Source organism: Sorangium sp. So ce448, from assembly GCF_051520915.1.
In the GTDB taxonomy this organism is placed as follows: Bacteria; Myxococcota_A; Polyangia; order Polyangiales; family Polyangiaceae; genus Sorangium; species Sorangium cellulosum_B.
The window spans coordinates 3,670,138-3,690,885 of the sequence record NZ_CP150343.1 but is presented as its reverse complement, the minus strand read 5'-3'; the positions used below and the strand labels follow the sequence as shown (position 1 = coordinate 3,690,885).

Here is a 20,748-nt window from a genome sequence, read left to right as displayed (position 1 = left end):
TGCGCGCTACCCGCGCCTCGGCTGCCTCCCATTGCCTCCCCTTGCCTCCCATGATTCCCGCGCCTCCCGTGCCTCCCGTGCCTCCCGCACCTCCCGTGATTGTGCGCCTCCGCGCGCCGGGCTCATGCCGCCGGCGATCGTCTGTCTTTCCCTGCTCCGGCCTCTCTCCGTCTCTCTCCTCCCGCTTGCTCCGGCGCCCTCCTCTGCCGGCGCGGCGCGCGTCTGCTAGCGTCCGCCCATGTTTCGGCGAGCTCGCGCGCTCCAGCATCCGGTCACCATCACCCTCGACGGGGCGGACGTCCCGGCGGAGCGGGGAGAGCCCCTGGCCGTGGCGCTGATCGCCTCCGGGCGCGTGACGCTCGCGCGGAGCCCGAAGCTGCACCGTCCCAGGGCGCCGACCTGCCTGCGCGGAGGCTGCGACGGCTGCCTCGCGCGGGTCGATGGCGTGCCCAACGTGATGACCTGCCTGCGGCCGGCGGCCGGTGGAGAGCGCATCGAGGTGCAGAACGTCGTGGGCTCGCGGCAGGCGGACCTGCTCCAGGTGACCGACTGGTTCTTCCCGCAAGGGTTCGACCACCACCACCTGATGGCGGGCGTCCCCGGCCTGTCCGGGATCATGCAGTCGATCGCGCGCAAGCTGGCGGGGCTCGGGCAGCTGCCGAGCGCGGCGCTCCCCCCCGAGCGCGCCGCGCGGCTCGACGTGGACGCGGCCGTGATCGGCGCCGGGCCCGCAGGCGTGGCGGCCGCGTCGGCGCTCTCGGCGCGCGGCGTCCGCGTGGCGCTGGTCGACGACGGGCTCGCCCCCGGCGGGTCGCTCGCCGGCGCGCCGCGCCGCGCGGCGGAGCTCCTCGCGCGATACCCGCTCGACGGCGTCCGCGTGCTCCGCCGTCACGTGGCCGCCGGCGTTTACCTCGGCGAGCTCCTGGTCGCCGGCGACGCGGGCGCGACCGTGATCAGGGCGCCCGCCAAGGTCTTCGCCACCGGGGCGCACGACGGCGTCGCCGCGTTCCCGAACAACGATCTGCCCGGGGTCTTCTCGGCGCGCGCGCTCTGCCGGCTCCTCGCGTGCGGCGTCGAGCCGACCGGCCCCGTCGCGCTCGCGGGCGAGGGCCTCTGGGCCGACGAGCTCGCGAGCGCCCTCGGCGACCGCATCGCGGTCCGGATCCCGCTCGCCGCGCTCGCCGCGGTGAACGGGATCTCGCAGGTGAAGAGCGTGACGGTGCGCGACGCGCCGTTCACCCCCGCCAGCCCGACGGGCGACGTCCGGGTCGTGGCCGTCGCGGTGGACGCGCCGGCCGCGCCCGCGTTCGAGGTCGCCGCTCAGGCGGGCGCGCGCGTCGAGATCGACCCGCGCGCGGGGTACGCTGTGCAGGTGGACGCGCGCGGCAAGGCCGGCGACGGCGTGTGGGCGATCGGCGAGTGCACAGGCGCCTCGCTCGATCTCGCTGGCATCGAGCGGGCCGCGACGATCCTCGCCGACGACGTGCTCGCGGCGCGCGGCGCGCCCGCGTGAGCCAGCGGGCGCGCACGTCGAGATCGATCCGCGGCGGCTCAGCCCTCGATGATCAGATCGAAGAGGCCGAGCCCGCCCGCGAGGAACACGACGTCGAACACGCCCATGAGCGCCACGTAGTCGGTGAGCTCGCCGATCGACGCGCCGCCGAAGAGCTCCCGCGTCCCCGCGACCGCGGCGAGCAAGGTGGGCGCGAGCAGAGGGAAGAGCACGCTCGCGAGCACGAGGTCGCGGGCGCGGGTGCGCACGGTCATGGCCCCGAAGAGGGTGCCGCTCGCGGCGATGCCCGGCGTCGCCGCGAGGCAGAAGAGCGCGAGCCCCGGGCCCGTCTTCACGAGATCCACCGCGAAGAGGAGCGCCGCGACCGGGATGATGATCACCTCGACCGCGATCACGAACGCGCAGAGCCCGAGCGCCTTGCCGGCGAAGAGCGCGCTCCTCGCGATGGGCAGCACGAGCAGGCCCGAGAGCGCGCCGTCCTCGCGCTCCCGCTGCCACGTGCGGCTCAGCGCGAGCACCGAGGCGAACGCCACGCTCACCCAGATGACCCCGGGCGCGACCCGCTCGGCCGCGTCCTGGCCCGCGTAGAACGCGAGCGACGCGATCACGGCGACGAGCACCGCGAAGAACCCGCTCGTGGTGACGATCTCGCCCGTGGCGAGCTCGATCGCGAGGTCCTTCCTCGCGACGAGCGCCGCCTGGCGCGCCCACCCGGGCCGGCGCCGGGGGAGCGACGCGCGGACCGCGGGCGCCGTGCTCTCCGACATCACGTCGCGGAGGTGAGGCTCAGGTACGTCTGGTCCTTGAGCCCCCGCTCGTAGTCGGCGAGGAGGCGCATGCCCTCGGTCGGCTTGAGCAGGTCCTGCTTGATCGCGCCGTCCACCTGGGCCTTCACCTTCCCCACGAGATCGCGGTTGTCGTACTGGGTCAGCGCCAGCACCTCGTGGATCTTGTTCCCGGCGATCGTCTCCTCAATGTAGTACCCGCTCTCCTCGTCCTCATCGAGGAAGACGTGCACCTCGTTGACCCGGCCGAAGAGGTTGTGGATGTCGCCCATGATGTCCTGGTACGCGCCGGTCAAGAAGATGCCGACGTAGTACGGCTGATCGCCCGAGATCGGGTGCAGCGGGAGCGTGTCCTTCACGTCGTTGAGATCGATGAACTTGCTCACCTTGCCGTCGGAGTCGCAGGTGATGTCGACGAGCGTGCTGTCGGCCGCGGGGCGCTCGTTCAGCCGGTGGATCGGCACGATCGGGAAGAGCGCGCCGAGCGCCCAGTGATCGAGCAGCGACTGGAACACCGAGAAGTTGCAGATGTACTGGTCGGCGAGCTGCTTGCGGAGCTCGCCGAGATCGTCCGGCACCTCCTCCGGCTCGAGCGACGACGCGATCTTCTGCATGGCCTCGGCGATCTCCCAGAAGAGGATCTCGACCCGGGCCTTCACGTCGAGGTTGAGGAGGCCGAGCTCGAACATCTTCTGCGCCTCCTCCTTGATCTGGAGGAGGTCGTGCCACGACTCGCCGAGGTTCGGCCCGGAGATGTTGTCCTTGATGTAGAGGAGGTTCTGGATGAGCTTGTGCTCCTCGGTCTGGATGTCGATCGGCGACATCGGCGTCTTCTCGATCGAGCCGAACGCCTGGACGACCAGCACCGAGTGGTGCGCGACGATCGCTCGCCCGGACTCCGAGACGATGTTGGGGTGAGGCACCCGCTCCTCGTCGCAGATGTCGGCGATGTTGTGCACGATGTCGCGCGCGTACTCCTCGACCGAGTAGTTCATCGAGGAGTGGAAGGTCGAGCGCGAGCCGTCGTAATCGATGGCGAGCCCGCCGCCGACGTCGATGTACTCGATGCGCTGCCCCATCTTGCGGAGCTTCGCGTAGTAGCGCGTCGCCTCGCGCACGGCGCGCTTGATGATCAGGATGTCCGGCACCTGCGAGCCGATATGGAAGTGGAGGAGCTTGAACGAGGAGCTCATGCCCGCCTCGTCCATGATCCTGATCGCCGCGAGGATCTCGGCGGTGGAGAGCCCGAACTTCGCGTTCTCTCCGCCCGACGTCTTCCACTTGCCCGCGCCCTCGGTGAGCAGCCGCACCCGGAGCCCGATCATCGGCTCGACGTTCATCTCCTTGGCGACGCGGGTGATCATCCGCACCTCGGAGAGCTTCTCCGCGATGAGGATCACCTTCTTGCCGAGCTTGCGCCCGATCAGCGCCGTCCGGATGAAGTTGTCGTCCTTGTAGCCGTTGCAGACGATCAGCGACTCGGGGTCGGTATGGACCGACAGGCCGGCGAACACCTCGGGCTTGGAGCCGACCTCGACGCCGTAGTGGTAGGTCTTTCCCGCGTCGAGGATCTCCTCCACGACCTCCCGGAGCTGGTTCACCTTGATCGGGAACACGCCGCGGTAGGTCCCGCGGAACTTGCTCTCGGCGATCGCCCTGTTGAAGGCCTCGTTGAGCGCCCGCACCCGGTGATGGAGGAGATCCTGGAAGCGGATGAGCAGCGGCGTGCGGAGCCCTTGCTCGAGCGCCGCGTCGACGACGTCGCGGATCGCGATCTTGCTGCCGCGCTCCTGGAGCGGCGCGACCGTGAGGTTGCCGTCCGGGCTCACGTCGAAGTAGCCACGACCCCAGCGGTCGATCATGTAGAGCGACTTGGCGTCTTCGGTCGTCCAGACGTCGGTCTCGGTCTCGTGCGCGCTGCTCACGGTCGTTCTCCTTGGCGGGGGCCGCGGCCGGCGGCACCCACACCTTCTCTGGGAGTGCCCCCACGAGGGGGCTTCTGGCTCATCAGGGGGACGTCAGATCGTCGGTCCGACGCAGGACGGCGGGACGCCGCGCGCTGGCGACGCGGCTCATTACGATAGGAACGCCTGACCTTCAAGGGCAGGCAGCCCGGTCACAACCGGCGGGAGGGGGGCTCCGAGCAGCGCGCGCTCAGGCCTGGGCCTTCGAGGCCGCCTTCGCCCGCTTCGAGGCCGACTGGTAGAGATCGTAGAGGCGCGGGACGGGGTACGCCTCGAGGCGCTTCCTGTACCCCTGGTCCTTCGACCGGTTCAGGACGGTCAACGTCTCGTCGATGAGCTTCGCCCGCGTCCCGAACTTCTCCTTTACAACGCTGAACGTCGCGTGGAGGCGGAGGAGCTTGGCGTTCGAGACGTGATCCAGGCCCTTCGTGCCGCCCCGATCGGAGCTGACGCGCCCGAGCCAGAGGTCCTCGGTCGCGAACCCTTTCACGGCCTCGACGAGCTTCGCCTTGTCGCCGAAGCGCTCCTTCACGATCGCAAGCGGATTTTTGCTGGCCATTGCTGAGACTCCCACGGGCAGGCGAGGCCTGCGCCGGACATGCGCGAGATGACTCGCGCGGCTTTGAAGAGGGGCGCGATCTAGCAGAGCAGGGCGGGGCGCCGCAAGGCCGCGCTGCGGAGGGGCGGCGCCGGCGGCGGTCGAGATCCCGCGTCGCCCGAGTGTCGCCGCTGTGCTGGGCCGCGGATCGTGGTACACGGCGCGCCGATGCTCAACCTGGGGAGCTGGCTCGTGGCGCACGTCGACCGGCTCCGACCGTTGAAGCCGCCCCTCTCGGACGTCAGCTCGCCCCTCGCCGCACCCTCGTCGGCCCTGGGGAGCACCGTCCTCAAGGCCCTGTTCCCGGTCGTCGCGTTCATCGCGCTCGCGCCCGTCCTCTGGCTCTTCTTCCGGCGCACCTGGCGGGAGCTCGACGTCGAGGCCCACGAGCACCAGCGGCGCACCCTCGCCGCCGGCGGCTACGACCGCCGCCCCGCGGTCCTGTTCACCATCACCGCGGTCGTGCTCATGCTGCAGCAGTACTACGGCGGCCGCGCCGTCTACGACGAGCACATCCGGCCGTGGCTGCGCGAGCTCGAGCTCGCCCAGACGCTCTCGCCGGCCGGGACGCTGCTGCCCATCTCGATCCGCCGCTACGACGAGCTCTACGGCTACGTCTGGTGGTCGTTCACCCGCGTCTTCGGCTACGTCGCCATCCCGATGGTCGCGTGGAAGGCCTGCTTCCCGAAGGACAGCCTGCTCGACATGGGGCTGCGCGTCCGGGGGCTCGCGAAGCACGCGTGGATCTACCTGCTCTGCCTCGCCGTCGTCGTCCCGGCGGTGTTCGTCGTCGCGAGCGCGCCCGACTTCGGGACCTATTACCCGTTCTACAAGCAGTCCTCCCGCTCCTGGTTCGACCTCATCGCCTGGGAGACGATGTATTTCGCCCAGTTCTTCGCGCTGGAGATCTTCTTCCGCGGCTTCTGGCTCGCCGGCCTGCGGCACACGCTGGGCTCCGGCGCGATCTTCGCGATGATCGTGCCCTACTGCATGATCCACTTCGGCAAGCCGTACCTGGAGGCCGCCGGCGCCGTGGTCGCCGGGATCGCGCTCGGCTCGCTTGCGATGCGCACGAAGAGCATCTACTCGGGCTTCCTGGTCCACGTCACGATCGCGCTGCTCATGGACCTCGTCGCGCTGTCGAACCGCGGCGCGCTGCCGCGATCGTTCTGGGGGACGTGACGTCGTCTGACGTCGTCTGACGTCTTCGCACGTCTTCGCGGCCGGCCGGCGGCGCGCCCGATGACGCCCCCTCACGCCTTGGCTCAGCCGAGCGTCCGGGTCAGCTTGCGCATGATCTCTGCCCGGCTGCGGTCACGGATCCCGCGCCGGTAGAGCGCCTCCAGGCCGCCGGCGGCCGCGCGCACAGCGTCGCGGTGCTCGCCGTCCCAGGGGAGCACCGCGAGCCTCCGCCAGAGGATCTTCTCGAGGAGCCGGGGCTTGCGCCTGGCCAGCGCGCCGCTCGCTAGCTCGATGACCCGAGCCGAGGTCGGATCGGCGCGCATCGCGCGCACGAAGAACCCCACGGCCGCCGTGACGCGGCGGCCGCCGTGCATCGCTTGAACGCCAGCGTCGCACAGGGCCTCGGCCCGCTCGCGCGGGGTCGCGGCGCGCCGCGCGCGCTCCCGCGCGGCCTGCACCTCGGCGCTCAGCGCGTCCCGACGCCGCCGGGCAGGGCGCATCTTGACGATGAGGAACAGGATGAAGAGGGCCGCAACCCCCGCGAGCACATGCCGCCAGCCGATCTCCATGGCGCCCGCCTTACTACAGCGCCCGGGACGTGCTCACCAGACCGAGCTTCCACGACGGGGGAGCGGCGCGCCGGATCGCCTCACGACGGCGTCCTCGGGATGACGGCGCGTGCCCGGAGCGTTGCTCTCCAATCCAGCTTCAGCTTCCTCCGATTCCACCGGCACGATTTCCGCCGATACGGTGCGGTTTGCGCGAGCGGACGATCGCAACCTATGCTGAACCGAGAGATGCCTGCCCCGTCGACCTCCGGGCCTTCCCTTCGCGTGCCCCTGCGCGCCCTCGCCGCCGCGCTCGGTCTCGCCGTCCTCGCGCTGCACCCGGGCAGCGCGCTCGCCGACATCTTCACGTACACCGACGCGGATGGAACGGTGCACTTCGCGAACCGCCCCACCGGCGACGCGCGGTTCAAGCTGTACATCAAGGGCGACGGGCGCCGCTCTTCGACGACGCGCACAGGGGTGACGCCCGTCGCGCCGAGCGACAAATCGCTCGAGCGCTTCAGCCGCTACGACGCGTGGATCCGGCAGGCCGCCGCGCTCTATCAGATCCCCGAGGAGCTCGTCCGCGCGGTGATCAAGTGCGAGAGCGACTACGATCCACGGGCCGTCTCGCCCGTCGGCGCGCAGGGGCTGATGCAGCTGATGCCAGAGACCGCGCTCCGCATGCAGGTGCGCGACGCGTTCGACGCGCGCGAGAACATCTTCGGTGGAACGCGGTACCTGCGCATCCTGGCCAACCTCTTCAACGGAGATCTCGATCTCACCATCGCCGGCTACAACGCCGGTGAAGGGGCGGTCATGAGGCACGGCGGCATCCCGCCGTACGAAGAGACCCAGGCCTACGTGACGCGCGTCCGGACCTACTACGCGCGCTACCGCACCACCCGGGACACCACGGTCGCATCGATCGAACCCTGACCGGCTCGCGCGCCCGCCAATCGCGCCCGCGCGCCCGCGAACAGCGAGCGCGCTCGCCAACCCCCCGCCCGCCCGCCAGAGGCGCCGCGCGGCGACAAGCGGCGCACATCGCCCCCGACGGGGTACCGCGATGCTACGCTCCCAGGAACCGCTGCCGCAGCCTCTCCCGGGCAGGCCCCGAGACGCGCAGGCGCAGGCACGCGGCCATCCCTCGACGCTCTCTTTGCTCCGCGCGAGCAAGGGTCCACGACATGACGACCACCTCGAGCCTCATCGAACTCAGCAAGCGAAGCCACGACATCGCGCCCCTCAAGCCGCCGGTGGACCCGGCGTCCCTCCACCACGCGAACCTGCTCGAGCTGCCCGATTTCCGGAGGATCCCGGCCTACGCCGACGTGACCGACGAGCAGTTCATGGACCACCGGTGGCAGGCGAAGAAGTCGATCACCCGCCCCGACAAGCTGCTCGACACGCTGCGCGGGATGGTGTCGGACGACTTCATCCGGGACGCGACCGAGGGCTTCGCGCGCGCGCCGATGAGCGTCCGGGTCTCGCCGTACATGCTCTCTCTGATCGACTGGAACGATCCGTACGGCGATCCGCTCCGTACGCAGTTCATCCCGCTGGCCTCGCGCTTCCTGCCGGATCACCCGAAGCTCGGGCTCGACTCGCTGCACGAGCGCGCGGACGCGCCCGTCCCCGGGCTGACGCACCGGTACGCCGACAAGGCGCTCTTCCTGCCGCTCGACACGTGCCCCGTGTACTGCCGCTTCTGTACGCGCAGCTACGCGGTGGGGATCGACACGGAGGAGGTCGAGAAGACCCACTTCAAGGTCGACGAGGAGCGCTGGAAGCGAGCGTACGCGTACATCGCGTCGCGCCCCGAGCTGGAGGACATCGTCGTCTCCGGCGGCGACGCGTACAACCTGCGGCCGGAGCAGCTCGGCGCGATCGGCGAGACGCTCCTCAGGATGCCGAACATCCAGCGCATCCGCCTCGCCACGAAGGGCCCGGCCGTGATGCCGCAGAAGATCCTGACCGACGACGAGTGGATCGACGCGGTCACGCGCACGGTCGAGCTCGGCCGGAAGCTGCACAAGGAGGTCGTGATCCACACGCACTTCAACCACCCGAACGAGATCACGGGCGTCACCCGCGACGCGATGAACAAGCTCTTCGAGCGGGGGATCACGGTCAGGAACCAGTCCGTGCTGCAGCGCGGGGTGAACGATACGCCCGAGACGATGAAGCTGCTCGTGAAGCGCCTGGGGCACGTGCACGTGCACCCCTATTACGTCTACATCCACGACCTCGTCCGCGGCGTGGAGGACCTCCGGACCACGCTGGCGACCGGGCTCACGATCGAGAAGTACGTGCGCGGCTCGACCGCCGGGTTCAACACGCCGACGTTCGTCGTCGACGCGCCCGGCGGCGGGGGCAAGCGCGACGCGCACTCGTTCGAGCACTACGACCGCACGACCGGGATCTCGGTGTTCGAGGCGCCGAGCGTCAAGCCGGGGCAGCGGTACACGTACTTCGATCCGATCGATCAGCTCCCGCCCGAGGGGCGCGCCCGCTGGGCGGACCCGGCGGAGCACCAGAGGATGATCGACGAGGCGCTCCAGGCCTCGCGCTGAGGCGGGCCAGCTCCGTGGCTCAGGGATCCCACCCGGGATCGCTGGACCGCGGAGCTAGGCCTCGGCCGGCGGCTCCTCGTAGCGAGCGAGCGCGCCGGCGAGCTCGCGCTTCACGCGGTCCACGAGGTCGGCCGGCTCGACGACGCGCGCGGTCTCGCCGAAGCCGAGGACCCACGTCGCGAGCTCCGTCATGTCGCCGATGAGCATCGTGAGCCGCACGCCGCCGCCGGACAGCGGCGTGATCTCCTGAGACGGATGCACCTTGCGCGTCCGCACGAACTCGGTGACGCGCTCGTCGAAGTCGATCACGACGCGCCGGGGCTCGCCCCCGCGCCAGATGCCGAACTGGCCCTGGAAGTAGTCGTCGATGGAGAAATCCGGGGGCAGCTCGAACCGCTCGGTGACCGCGCACTCCGTGTCGCGCATGCGATCGAGCAGGAACGTGCGCACCTCGCCGCGCCCCACGTGGAGGCCCACGCAGTAGATCGCGTCCTTGTAGAGGACGAGCGCGTAGGGGTGGATGAGCACCCGCTCCTCACGCCCGTCCCGCGAGCGGCGGTAGCGGCACCGCAGGGGGCGCAGATCGGCGACGGACTGGAACAGGTCGTCGAGCTCCTCGGTGCGCGCGGCGTAGTCCTTCGGGGCGAACGGGAGATAGAGGAAGCGCTCCTCCAGCCGCGCGTCGGCCACGCCGGCGTTCGGCCCTCGCCCGGGCCTGCGCGCGACGCCGAGGAGGCGCTGCGCGGCGAGGTCGATCTCCTCGAACAGGGTCGAGCCGCGCATCGGCTCGAACAGCCGGCGGGCGGCGAGCAGGGCGTACGCCTGCGTCCGCCGCACCTCGACGCGCCGGGGCGCCTCGCTCGGAGATAGACGCCAGAGGCGAGGGCCCCCGGGGCGCGTGGCGACCGACACGAGATCGAGCTCGCGCTTGACCTCGACAAGGTAGCGCCGGAGCGAGCGCGGCGTGACGTTGAGCTCGCGCGCGAGATCGTAGATCGTCAGGCCAGCAGGGTGCTTCTGCAGCAGGCTGCGCAGCGAGTCGAGCCGCCGGTGCTGGGTGAACGGGCCGCGCGGCCGGCCGCGCTGCGCGCCGCCCGGCGCGTCGTCATCGTCGTCGTCGTCGTCGTCCGGCGGAGGAGGCCTCTTCGAGGCGGCCGCAGGAGCACCCGCGTCCGCCCGCGGCAGGGCCGCTGGAGGGCGCACGCTCGGCGCGGACTGGGCCGCTGGAGGGCGCACGCTCGGCGCGGACTGGGCCGCTGGAGGGCGCACGCTCGGGGCCGCCGTGCTCGACCTGACGTCGAGGGCCGCGTCCCCCGTGAGCCGCGGCGCCGCGCCCGCGCGCGGCTTCGAGGGCGGCGTCGCGCCGCTCGAGAACGGGTCGGCGGTCTGGCCGACGCGCGGGCGCGAACCAGCCGCTGCCCCGCTCGATTTGCCGGCCCCTCGCGCGCGGGTGGACGACGAGGTGGCAGGCGCATGGGCACCCCCAGGGCCTGTGCGAACAGCGCGCGCCATCAGCTCAGCGCTGTATCGCATCACCCCATCCCGTCCAAGATGTTTGTCCCGCGCCCTGCCGACCGAGCAGCGATCACCGACCGGGCGCGCGGCGGCGACGCTCGCCGCTCGCGGCGCTCAGCGCTCGCCACGGCGCCGTGAGCCCGCGAAAATGTCGTTCGGTTACGGGAATTTCGCCGCAGCGAGCCGCGGGGACGCAGCGGCGAGCGGCGCGGGCCGGAGCGGATACGCCTCGCCGCCGGCGGGCGGCTCACCAGGGACGATCGCGCATCGTCTTCTTGTACTGCTCCTTGTAGAGGTCGTGGCACTGCTTGCAGCTCGCCTTCGCGCCATCGACGTCGCCGGCCTTCGCCTTCGCGATGCCGGCCTTCGTGATCGCCACCCAGCTGCCCATGCCGGGCGGCGGCTTGCTGGCCACGTACTGCAGCGCCGTCGCGATCTTCGCGGCGTCGCCGCTCGAGGTCGCGGAGGCCATCGTGCTCTTCATCCAGGCCTGCATCGGACAGAGCTTCTGGCCCTTCGCCCCGCACTCGAACTTCTTCTCGCCCGCCTGCGCAGCGCCGGTCGACGCTGGCCCCGCGGCCGCGGCGGCAGACGCAGCGGCCGTCGCCTTCGGCGCGGCCGTCTCCGCCGGCTCGGCGGTCGCCGCTGCCGTCTCCGCCGGAGCGGCCGTCGGCTCGGCGGTCGCCGCGGCCGGCACGGCCGCCGTCGCCGCCGGCGCGGCCGTCGTCGCCGCAGGGGCGGCGCTCTCGGTCGGCTTGCCCTCGGCCACCGCTCCGGGGGCCGTCGCGTCGCTCCCCTTGCTATCGCAACCGAGCGTGGCGAAAGACAGGCTCGCGAGCAACAGCGCGAGCGGCGTGATCGTTCTCCTCATGCAGTCTCCTTGGGTGATGAACGGAAGCGCTCATGACGAGCGCGAGGCCGAGGGATGCGTGCCGCGGTCCTCTGTGCGCCGCGCAGTGTAATCGGGTCGCCGTCCGTCCGCTGCGGTCGCGCGCCTCGGTCGGGGCGCCCTGCGCGGCGCTTCACTCGCGCGTGCCGGGCGTCGACGCAAACGTCGACCACTGGAAGTTGTCGAGGAGGGCCACGGAATCGTTCCAGGGATCGCCGGTGTCCCAAAGTACGAAGCGCAGCTCCATGACCTCACCTGGGGTGACATTGCCGCTCATGACCAGCCATCCGGTCCCGCCGCCCGCGCGCTCGCTCGATCCGCACCAGCCAGGGTCACCGCTGACGTGGGCGGGCGGCCTGGTGGCATCGAACCCCGTCCCGCGGAGCTGGGTGATGCTCGTGCAGGAGGTCGTCGTGCCGGGGGTGGCGCCGCCGCCGCACCCGGTCGGACCGTTCACGCACTGGGTGAAGAGCCCGGTGCCGCCAAACGCGAGGTTCGTGCCCAGCGGGTAGACCGGCGCCCCGGCGGGCGGCGGGTCATAGAAGGCGAGGTTCCCGTCCGCCGGGTTCGCCGTCTCGCCTGGAAAGGGCTCGAACGTCGAGTCGAGGAGCGCCAGAAAGAAGTCGTTGAAGCGGCTGCACACCCACTCCGGATACTCGGACGAGAGGAAGAACGTCGAGACGCTGAACGCGCTCGCGTTCGTCGGCACGCGGACGCGCAGCTTCAGCATCACGGGATCGTAGACCGTAGCGCCGCCCTGCGGGTCAGGGCACCCGGGCGCGTTCGGGAGGTTGTCGCCGTTCGCGTCGAGCCAGTCCGCGGGCACCCTGCTCGACGTCCCCATGTCCTGGCCGCCCTGGAACGGGGCGAAGCTCGGCCTCGTGTTGTTCGGCGCCGCCTCGGCCGCGGCGACGCCGGTCGAGAGCACCGCGAGCCGCGCGCCCCGGAGCGGCGCGATGCCGGAGCCGAAGCCCTGGCGGATCGATCGCTGGGCCGCGGCCGGCGCGCTTGCGCCGTCGGCACGGTGGAAGCTCGCGGAGAGGACACCCCACGTGCGCCGCGAGCGCGACGGCGGGCTCGCCGTCGTGGTGACGCAGAGGTCGATCGCCTTCGCATAATCGAGCGCGGTCGGCGAGTCGCTCGCGAGCCCGGCGTCGCAAGGCGCGGTGTTGTCTGCCACGCCGTCGCAGTCGTCGTCGATCCCGTTGCCCGCCACCTCGAACGCGCCGCGGTTCACGAGGGCCGGGGTGCCGCACCCGTCCGACGGGGAGTCGCAGCAATCGCCATCGCAGATCGTCCACCCGTCTCCGTCCTGATCAGGTGGGTTGTCGACGGTGCCGTCGCAGTCGTTGTCGACATCGTCGGCGCACACGTCGAGCGCCGGCAAAACCTGGTGGAGGCACGGCCCCCACGAGAGGCCGCTCGGCCTGCACGTGGAGACCCCGGGGGCGCAGGCGGCGACCCCCTCGGTGCCCGGCGGTCCCTCGTAACACACCCTCGTGTCGCCCGGCGTGCACGAGCAGCGCCCGCGCTCCGCTTCGTCGTGCTCGCACCCGTCCGCCGGGTCGTGGTTGCAGTCGAGGAACCCGTCCTCGCAGGCGGTGAGCGCGCACGCGCCCGAGACGCAGGCGATCCCGGCGTGCGAGAGCTCCGGACAGGCGCGACCGCAGGCGCCGCAGCTCAGCGCGTCCGTCTGGAGATCGCGACAGACACCATCGCAGCACGCCGCGCCGCTCTCACACGGGTGCGCCGCCGAGCAGCCCTGAACGCACTCGCCCTCTCCGGTGCACAGCGCGCCCAGGGGGCAGTCGCCGTCGACGATGCAGGCAACACAGGCGTGCTTCGCGGGATCGCAGGTGAGCGGAGCTGCGCAGTCGGACTCGGCTTCACAGCCAGAAAGGCAGCGCTTCGCCTCGGGATCGCAGTACTGACCGGGCGGGCACGCCAGAGGGCCAGGCAGACAGGCCACGCAGTCGCCCGTCTCCGGGTCGCACAGCGGGGCGCTCGGGTCCGCGGCGCAGTCGGCCGGACAGCCGGAAGCGCCCTCGCCTCCGGCGCCCCGCGGGATGTCGGGGCCTGCCGCGCCGGCGCAGGACGGCGCCACGCCGGACGCCAGCGCGAGGCCGACCACGGCGGCGAGCCCTCCGCTCCAGGCCAGAGGGCGGCGACGGACTGCGCGGGTTCTTGTCGACATCGGCAAGCGGCTCCCCTCCTCGGCGCGACGCACCCGAGGGGTGGCCGACCACGAGGATCGTAGACTACCCGGTCGGTGGCGTCGCTCAACGCGTGTGCTCGTAGAGCGTGAAGGCGCCATCGCGCTCGATCCGGCGAAACGAGGGGTGCGCCGCGGTGAACACCGGCTTATCGGGCCGCTCGTTCCGGAGGATCACGTAATCGTACGCGACGCCATGGACATCCGGCTTGAACCACTCACCGCGGTTCGACGGCGGCGCGGGGAGGCGACGCTTCAGCGTGAAGGGGAAACCCACGTTGTGCCAGCCGTCCGCGCTGAAGCCCCCGTGCATGATCTGCACCCACGACGAGAAGTGGTTCGTGCCCTCGATGATCAGCGATTCATCGGTCCGTGGGGGCAAGGTCAAGAAGAGGACCTCGGCGCCCGGCGGGATCCGCTCCACCATCCGGGCGAACGGCGCGACCCGCTCGTCGAAGCGCGCGTATTTCTCCGAGAGGTGGAGCGGCAGCACGAGCGCGGCCGCCACGGCGGGGGCCATCAGGAGGCGCGAGCGGCCCTGGAGCGGCGCCGTGATGGCCAGGAAGCCGAAGAAGCAGATGAACGGCGAGAAGCGCCCGCTCACGAACCACCAGTCGAAGGGGCGAGCCAGGTGAAGCGGCACGAGGAAATAGCAGATCGCCATCGCAGCGCAGAGGGCGAGAGAGCGATGGCGATGCAGACGGTCGAGGAACGAGCCGGCAGGCGGGCCTGGCTCGCGCGCGGGAAGGCCGCGGCCAAGGAGGAAGCGCCGGGCGACGCGCGCGACGCCAGAGAGGCCCAGCAGCGACGCCACCGCGAGGAGCACCCAGAAGACCCGGGTGTCGAGATCGCCCGATACCGAGTCGAGCGTGTACTCGGGGAACGATCGGAGCATCTCGTGCCATGGCACCCAGACGCCCTGGAACCGCGGGCCGCTCCGCAGATCGACCATGGGGCTCTTGAAGGCGGCGAGCTGCCACAGGACGAGCGCGACGGCGGGCGCGAAGAGCGGCAGCGCGACGGCGATCCGCGACCACCGGGGCACGTGGCAGAGCAACAGCACGGCGACGCAGACGTAGTAGCCGAAGAGGATGAGCGGATGGCTGAGGCCGCAGCCGACGCTGAGCAGCGCGACGGCGGCCCCGCGCAAGGGGCTCGGCCGATCGAGGTAGACGTCGAGCGCGAGCACGCCGGCGAGCAGCAGCGCGACGCCGACGAGGAACGGCAGGAAGCCGCACGCCCAGGAGAGGGTGAAGGCCAGCGGGAAGGTGAGGACCGAGAGCCAGGGGCTGCGCCGCGTCCGGAGCGCCCAGCCGAGCGCCGCCGCGGGGATGGCGAGCACATAACCGGAGAGCACGACGCGATTCGCGTTCTCGAGGCCGACGCCATAGGCGATCAGGTGCGTCAGGATGTGATAGGCGCCGTAGGGGGCCGGACGGAGGCTGAGCTCGTAGAAGTCCCTGAAGCGCGTCCACGGCTCATCGAAGCTGTGCCAGATATGGACGGCCGCGAGGTGGTTCGGCAGATCGAGCAGCGGCAGGAACCGCACTCGCCATATCGGCACGATGGCTGCGACGGCGAGGAGCACGAACGTCGCCACGAACGCCCTGTCGCAGGGCCAGCGATCCCCGCTCCCGACCGCGGGAGGCGCCTCCGCGCCGGGAGGTCGGGGCGGCGGAGCGGCGGGCGCGCCGGCCCGGGGCGTGGGATCGCTGTCGGGCGGGCTCGAAACGGGCATTTCCATGAGAAGTGTGGCGCTCCCCTTCCCTGCGCTGCTGCGCGAGGAGCGGGCAGGCCGCGAGCGTTAGCACAGCGCGCCGCGCGGATTGCAGCGCCGCGTGTCTTCCTCTAGTTTCCCGGGCACCTCGCCGGGTGGACACGGCACGAGGTGACGACCACTGGCCAGCCGGAGCGGCAGGGGCGCTCCACGCAGCCCTCCAGGAGACCCGAATCCATGAGGCACCTCGCTCGCGTCGCAGGCGGCGCTGCAGTCCTGCTCGCCGCCGCCACGCCGCGCGCGCAGGAGCCCGAGCCCGCCGCCGCGGTCGTGAGCTCGGGCGACGCGCAGGCAGAAGGGGTCGAGGTGGCCGCCGAGCCGGAAGGCGCAGCGGCGCCGGCCGCTCGGGCGAGCGCGCAGGCGCGGGAGCCGGGGGCGCGCGAGGCGCCAGCGCCCGCGTCTCCGGCGCCCGCGAGCGGCGACCGCGGCGACCTCTTGCCGCCGGGCTTCCGGGAGCGGGTGCGGGTCGCGCTCGGGCCGCTCGAGATCGCGCCGATCGCGCTGCTCGCGCTGCAAGCCGCGCCCTACGTGGGCGACGACGCCCTGAGCCAGGCCGGCGACAGCGCCGAGCAGCCCGGCTTCCGCCTGCGCCGGGTCCGCGCCGGGCTGCGCGGCGACGTCGCGGGGCTCGTGCGGTTCGCCATCTCGACGGAGCTCGCCGGGGACGACGCGGGGACGGCGCGCATCCACGAGGCGTGGGCCGGCGTCACGGCGGCGCGCGCGCTCGAGGTGATCGCGGGCGCGCGCACCGTACCCTTCTCTCGCTCGGCGATGACCGGCGCCGGCGATGGCGCCCTCGCCGAGCGGCCGCTCGCCGTCCGCGCGATCGCCCCGTTCACGCAGGTCGGGATCCAGGCCGAAGGGCATTTCCAGGACCGCGCCTTCAGCTGTCACGCGGGCGTCTACAACGCCTTCCAGCGCTCGGATCAGTTCTACGCAGGTCCCTCCGAGAGCCTCGCCCCCCTCGGCAACCGCTTCGAGGGGATCGCCGTCGCCGGGCGGGTCGCCACCGAGCCGCGGGGCCCGCTCGGCCGTACGCTCCAGGACGTCGCCCGCTCGCCTTTCCGCCTCGGGGTCGGCGCCGACGGCTTCTTCAGCGACGGCGGCGCGCGCACGCTCTATGGCGCGAGCGCCGATGTCCTGGTGCACGCCGCGGGGCTTCACGCGCTCGGCGAGGTGCTCTGGACCGGGGCGAGCCCCAAGGCGGTGCCCACCCAGCCGATCGCGCAGATCACCTCTGTCTCGTCGCTCGCGCTCGTCTTCGAGGCAGGCTACATGCTCATCGCCCGGAAGCTCGGTGTCTCGGGTCGCGTGGAGTGGATCGACCCCAACCTGGATATCGACGATGAAGGGGACAACGTCGTGCTCACCGGCGGCGCGAGCTACCACGCATACGACGATCTGGTGAAGGCGCAGATCGAGGTCACGCACCGGGAGGAGCTCGGCGGGCTGTCGCTCTCGAACGACGTGCTCCTCCTGCAACTCCAGCTCTCGCTGTAGGAGAGATCTCTGTGCGGCCAACCCTCCGCTGGCTCACCCGGGTAGCGCTCGTCCCGCTCGCCGCCGCCGCGCTCGCCGCCCCCGCGCTGCCGAGCTGCGGGGGCGATCGGCTGCTCCGCGCCAAGCGGATAGAGCAGCGCGCCGAGCTCGTCGGCGGCCCTGTGGCGATGGCGGACATCGGCGACTTCCTCCTCGAGAACGACCAGATCCGCGTGGCGATCCTGGGCGGGCGGGACTCGCCTGGGCCGGGGATCTTCGGCGGGGCCATCGTCGACGTCGACCGGCGGCGCGGCCGGATCGGCGAGGAGGGCGGACAGGGGCGGGACCGGTTCGCGGAGATGTTCTCGCTCGCCAACCTCATCGTGCCCGACCCGACGGCGACCGACGTCTCCGTGCTCGCGGACGGCTCCGACGGCGCGGAGGCCGGGATCCGCGTCGAGGGAGACGGCGAGTTCCTGTTCGAGGCGATAGGCCTGCTCCGGGCGCAGGAGGATCTGCTCGGCCTCTTCTTCCCCGGCGTCCGCTCCAGGATCCGCTTCCGGACAGACTACCTCCTTCACCCGGGCGATCGGTTCGTGACGGTGCGCACGGTCCTCCTGCTCGACGACAGGCCGCCGCCCGGCTGCGAGCCCCAGAGGAGCTGCGAGCCGTGCCCGGACGGGTATCGGCAGGATCCGGGCGGCTGCCTGACCTGCGCGTGCAGCGACGTCCTGCCGCTGGACAACGCCACGGCCCCGGTCTCGGTGTTCGGCGGCGTCCTCGGCGATCCGCCGGAGGCTGCGCAGGAGGCGTCGTCGCGCCGCGCCGGCATCGTCGCCGGAGATTTCGTGTTCTTCGGCAACCAGAACGACGTCTTCGCGCCCGGGGCGGGCTTCGACGAGGACACGGCGGTCCAGGACGCGTGGAACGCGGGGCGGAACTCCTTCCAGGCGCCGCTCACCTTCGATTTCGTGGCCGCGGCGGGCGGGGACGTCAGCTACGGCTACTTCACGAAGGCAGCGGAGGGCGCCGCGCCATCGGTGGTCAACGTGCCCCTCTTCGCGAGCGCGGCGACGGCGTTCGTGTCCGCCAGCCGATCGTGCCTGTTCAGCGAGGAGGACGACGCGGCGTGCGACGCCCACCGCGCGTTCAGCTACGAGCGCTACCTCGCCGTGGGCGACGGCGACGTCTCGAGCGTGACCGGCGTGATGCACCGGCTCCGCGGGACCGCGACGGGCGCGGTCAGCGGCCACGTGCTGTGGGAGGACACCCTCGAGGGCGCGCCGGACGCCCGGGTGTTCGTCTTCGCCGATCCCGATCCCGCGCGGCCCTTCGCCTCGCTGGACGAGCTCGTGGCGGCCAACCGGGAGGCGCGCGGCGACGTGGGCCTCGTCGACGAGATCGACGCGGATCTCGGCCTCGACCCGTCCGAGGACGGCGATTTCCGCGGCGCCCTGCCGCCCGGCAGCTACCTGCTCGTGGCGAGGAACGCTGCGGGGACGGCGATGTCGGCGCCCATCCGGGTGAGCCTGCGGGCCGGACAGGAGGTCGAGGTGTCGCCGCGCCTCCCCGCGCCGGCGAGGGTGCGCTACCGCGTCGCGGACGAGGCGGGCCAGCGGGTGCCGGCCAAGCTCGCCTTCGCCTCGCTCGACGAGGCGGGGCGGAGGCTCCCGGGCGACGGCCGGCGCAGGGTCTACCTCGGCGACGGCCGGCTCGGGAACGGCAACCGCGCCGTCGAGATCACGGCCACCGGCGAGGGAGAGGTCGAGATCGAGCCCGGGCGATACCAGATCACGGTGTCGCGCGGCATCGAGTACGGCATCTACGTGGAGCGCGACGTCACGCTCGCGCCGGGCCGCACGTTGCATCTCGACGCCACGCTCGTGCGCGAGGTCGACACGAGCGGGTGGATGTCGGCCGACATGCACCTCCACTCCGAGCCGAGCTTCGACAGCGGCATGGCGCTGTCGCGGCGGGTGGCCACGGTGGCGGCGGAGGGCGTGGAGCTCGCTGTGTCGACCGACCACGACGTCGAGACCGACTACCAGCCGACAGCGCGCGCGCTCGGGCTCGCGCCTCACCTCGCCACGGCGATCGGGGCGGAGATCACCACGCTGGAGCAGGGGCATTTCATCGGGTTCCCGCTCGGGTACGACGAGCTCGACGTCCCGGGCCACGGAGCGCACGACTGGACGTGCGAGCCCGGCGGGGCGATCCTCGACGCCATCCGGGCCTCCGGCGACGGCACCGTGGCGCCGCTGACGATCGTCGCGCACCCGCGCGACGGCTTCTTCGGCTACATCGACCAGCTCGGCGTCGACACCTACACGATGGGCCGGACGCCGACGTTCCTCGAGGAGAACAACCCCGTCTTCCGGACCGCGAGCTGCGCGTTCGACGCGATGGAGGTCATCAACGGCAAGCGGTTCGATCTGGTGCGCACGCCGAGCGTGGCCGAGGTCGTCGACTGGAACCGCTGCCTCGCGCGGCTGAACGCCGCCGGGAGCGCCGCCGAGATCGAGGCGGCGTGCCCCGAGGTGGCGGGCTGGCTGCGCGCGCCGTGCGCGGCGACGTCCGCGGCGGGCGGCGCCCCCGGCGCAGGCGCGTCTGCCGCCGCTATCGCGCTCTCGGTCTCCGACTCCGATTGCAAGCGCCGCGCCCGCACCGAGCTCGCGTGGGCGCTGATGAAGCGCATCCTCGCCCGAACACCCGACGAGCAGGCGAACGACTGGGGCTTCTCCGGAACGACCTCCGACAGCCAGGAGCTCTGCGGGCCCGCGGCGCTCGGCGGCGATCCGGTCCCCGAGGACGCGCGCGACGCGCCGTGCACGTACCGCGCGGGCCAGGTGGACGACTACTTCCGCTACCTCGAGCGGGGCTTCGCCCCGGCGCAGATCGCCAGCAGCGACAGCCACGACGGGTCGAAGGAGCCGGGCTTCCCGCGGACCTATTTCCGGAGCGCGACCGACTCCCCCGCCGCCCTCGAGACGCCGGCCGCGGTCGAGAGCCTGCGGGGCGCGCACGCCTTCGCGACGTACGGCCCCTTCATCCGCGCGACGATCCGCGGCAAGACGTACGGTGAGGTGGCGGCGGCGAGCGCCGGGGAGTCGCTCGAGCTCCTGTTCGATGTCCAGACGGCGAGCTGGTTCGGCGTCGATCGGGTGGAGATCTACCTGAACGGCGGGATGGTCCGCTTGCTGGAGCCGGCCATGCCGCCGAGCGCGATCGTGGACGTGCGCGGCAAGGTCACCTTCACGGCGCCGGATCGCGACTCGTGGGTGGTGATCATCGCCATGGGGCTCGAGGACAGGAACCTCATGAGCCCTGTCTCCCTGGACGTCCCCTTCGGTGAGATCCAGCTCTCCCGGCTGGCCGGCGACGCGTTCGGCAGGATCCCCGCGCTCAGCGCCCTGTTCGCGCCCACGCCGACGGTGCCCGACTGGTCGCCGGTCCCGCCCTACGCGATCACCAACCCGATATACATCGATGTCGATGGCAACGGCCGCTACGACGCCCCGCTGGCGAGGCCCGACTTCTGCTCTCGTCCCTGCGATCCCGGCGTCCTCGATCCGGAGCAGTGTCCCGCGGAGCAGGTTTGCCTGACGGAAGAGGCGGTCTGCGGCTTTCCGATCCCCGGCAAGTGCGACCACAGTCGCCCGGCGCTCGCGCACCGCGACGACTGAACGCCGATCCCCGGGAGCGCGCTTGCG

Annotated in this window: 14 protein-coding genes; 6 read left to right on the top strand and 8 right to left on the bottom strand. The window is 71.8% G+C overall.

The genetic code is table 11. The annotated features are described in order from the left end of the window. Window positions 1-238: 238 nt before the first annotated feature. On the top strand, window positions 239-1,513 hold the full coding sequence (locus WMF45_RS14230) for a (2Fe-2S)-binding protein (protein WP_437717433.1): 1,275 nt from the start codon (window positions 239-241) through the stop codon (window positions 1,511-1,513). A gap of 38 nt (window positions 1,514-1,551) precedes the next feature. On the opposite strand, the gene WMF45_RS14225 is transcribed toward WMF45_RS14230, so the two are convergent. The 3 genes from WMF45_RS14225 to WMF45_RS14215 form a co-directional block, all read right to left on the bottom strand. After that, window positions 1,552-2,280, bottom strand: coding sequence for a heme exporter protein CcmB (locus WMF45_RS14225; protein ID WP_437717432.1), 729 nt, complete (start codon window positions 2,278-2,280; stop codon window positions 1,552-1,554). Beyond that, window positions 2,280-4,223, bottom strand: coding sequence for a biosynthetic arginine decarboxylase (gene speA / locus WMF45_RS14220; RefSeq protein WP_437717431.1), 1,944 nt, complete (start codon window positions 4,221-4,223; stop codon window positions 2,280-2,282). Before speA ends, WMF45_RS14225 begins: the two co-directional genes overlap by 1 nt. Before the next feature lie 229 nt (window positions 4,224-4,452). Next, entirely contained in the window at window positions 4,453-4,821 is a 369-nt protein-coding gene (locus WMF45_RS14215; protein WP_012235084.1) for a hypothetical protein, read from the bottom strand. Window positions 4,822-5,028: 207 nt separating this feature from the next. Here WMF45_RS14215 and WMF45_RS14210 point away from each other — a divergent pair, with 207 nt between their 5' ends. Next, window positions 5,029-6,042 (top strand): CPBP family glutamic-type intramembrane protease, encoded by a 1,014-nt coding sequence (locus WMF45_RS14210; protein ID WP_437717430.1) that lies wholly within the window; start codon window positions 5,029-5,031, stop codon window positions 6,040-6,042. 83 nt (window positions 6,043-6,125) lie between these two features. On the opposite strand, the gene WMF45_RS14205 is transcribed toward WMF45_RS14210, so the two are convergent. Continuing rightward, the gene (locus tag WMF45_RS14205) at window positions 6,126-6,611 is read right to left on the bottom strand and encodes a hypothetical protein (RefSeq protein WP_437717429.1); all 486 of its coding nucleotides are present in this window, start codon (window positions 6,609-6,611) and stop codon (window positions 6,126-6,128) included. 213 nt (window positions 6,612-6,824) lie between these two features. Between WMF45_RS14205 and WMF45_RS14200 the strand changes: the two genes are divergently transcribed. Beyond that, window positions 6,825-7,529, top strand: a complete 705-nt coding sequence (locus WMF45_RS14200) for a transglycosylase SLT domain-containing protein (protein WP_437717428.1) — start codon at window positions 6,825-6,827, stop codon at window positions 7,527-7,529. Window positions 7,530-7,780: 251 nt separating this feature from the next. Beyond that, window positions 7,781-9,166 (top strand): KamA family radical SAM protein, encoded by a 1,386-nt coding sequence (locus tag WMF45_RS14195; RefSeq protein WP_437717427.1) that lies wholly within the window; start codon window positions 7,781-7,783, stop codon window positions 9,164-9,166. A 54-nt stretch (window positions 9,167-9,220) separates the two neighbouring features. Here the strand turns inward: WMF45_RS14195 and WMF45_RS14190 are convergent, their stop codons facing one another. The 4 genes from WMF45_RS14190 to WMF45_RS14175 form a co-directional block, all read right to left on the bottom strand. Next, on the bottom strand, window positions 9,221-10,699 hold the full coding sequence (locus tag WMF45_RS14190) for a WYL domain-containing protein (protein WP_437717426.1): 1,479 nt from the start codon (window positions 10,697-10,699) through the stop codon (window positions 9,221-9,223). A gap of 229 nt (window positions 10,700-10,928) precedes the next feature. Beyond that, window positions 10,929-11,552 carry a hypothetical protein gene (locus tag WMF45_RS14185; RefSeq protein ID WP_437717425.1) on the bottom strand — a complete coding sequence of 208 codons (624 nt, stop codon included), beginning with the start codon at window positions 11,550-11,552 and terminating at the stop codon, window positions 10,929-10,931. A gap of 151 nt (window positions 11,553-11,703) precedes the next feature. After that, complete coding sequence (locus WMF45_RS14180; RefSeq protein WP_437717424.1) at window positions 11,704-13,764, bottom strand: MopE-related protein; 2,061 nt, start codon at window positions 13,762-13,764, stop codon at window positions 11,704-11,706. A gap of 85 nt (window positions 13,765-13,849) precedes the next feature. Continuing rightward, window positions 13,850-15,526, bottom strand: coding sequence for a hypothetical protein (locus WMF45_RS14175; RefSeq protein WP_437717423.1), 1,677 nt, complete (start codon window positions 15,524-15,526; stop codon window positions 13,850-13,852). 210 nt (window positions 15,527-15,736) lie between these two features. On the opposite strand from WMF45_RS14175, the gene WMF45_RS14170 reads away from it, so the two are divergent. Continuing rightward, window positions 15,737-17,059, top strand: coding sequence for a porin (locus WMF45_RS14170; protein WP_437717422.1), 1,323 nt, complete (start codon window positions 15,737-15,739; stop codon window positions 17,057-17,059). Between the two features lie 11 nt (window positions 17,060-17,070). Then, window positions 17,071-20,721 carry a PHP domain-containing protein gene (locus WMF45_RS14165; protein WP_437717421.1) on the top strand — a complete coding sequence of 1,217 codons (3,651 nt, stop codon included), beginning with the start codon at window positions 17,071-17,073 and terminating at the stop codon, window positions 20,719-20,721. Window positions 20,722-20,748: the final 27 nt, after the last annotated feature.

What these genes read in the sequence shown, in the direction of transcription:
- WMF45_RS14230 (WP_437717433.1), top strand. Translation starts at nt 239, where the DNA reads ATGTTTCGGCGAGCTCGCGCGCTCCAGCATCCGGTCACCATCACCCTC.
- WMF45_RS14225 (WP_437717432.1), bottom strand. Translation starts at nt 2,280, where the DNA reads ATGTCGGAGAGCACGGCGCCCGCGGTCCGCGCGTCGCTCCCCCGGCGC.
- WMF45_RS14215 (WP_012235084.1), bottom strand. Translation starts at nt 4,821, where the DNA reads ATGGCCAGCAAAAATCCGCTTGCGATCGTGAAGGAGCGCTTCGGCGAC.
- WMF45_RS14210 (WP_437717430.1), top strand. Translation starts at nt 5,029, where the DNA reads ATGCTCAACCTGGGGAGCTGGCTCGTGGCGCACGTCGACCGGCTCCGA.
- WMF45_RS14205 (WP_437717429.1), bottom strand. Translation starts at nt 6,611, where the DNA reads ATGGAGATCGGCTGGCGGCATGTGCTCGCGGGGGTTGCGGCCCTCTTC.
- WMF45_RS14200 (WP_437717428.1), top strand. Translation starts at nt 6,825, where the DNA reads ATGCTGAACCGAGAGATGCCTGCCCCGTCGACCTCCGGGCCTTCCCTT.
- WMF45_RS14195 (WP_437717427.1), top strand. Translation starts at nt 7,781, where the DNA reads ATGACGACCACCTCGAGCCTCATCGAACTCAGCAAGCGAAGCCACGAC.
- WMF45_RS14190 (WP_437717426.1), bottom strand. Translation starts at nt 10,699, where the DNA reads ATGCGATACAGCGCTGAGCTGATGGCGCGCGCTGTTCGCACAGGCCCT.
- WMF45_RS14185 (WP_437717425.1), bottom strand. Translation starts at nt 11,552, where the DNA reads ATGAGGAGAACGATCACGCCGCTCGCGCTGTTGCTCGCGAGCCTGTCT.
- WMF45_RS14180 (WP_437717424.1), bottom strand. Translation starts at nt 13,764, where the DNA reads ATGTCGACAAGAACCCGCGCAGTCCGTCGCCGCCCTCTGGCCTGGAGC.
- WMF45_RS14175 (WP_437717423.1), bottom strand. Translation starts at nt 15,526, where the DNA reads ATGGAAATGCCCGTTTCGAGCCCGCCCGACAGCGATCCCACGCCCCGG.
- WMF45_RS14170 (WP_437717422.1), top strand. Translation starts at nt 15,737, where the DNA reads ATGAGGCACCTCGCTCGCGTCGCAGGCGGCGCTGCAGTCCTGCTCGCC.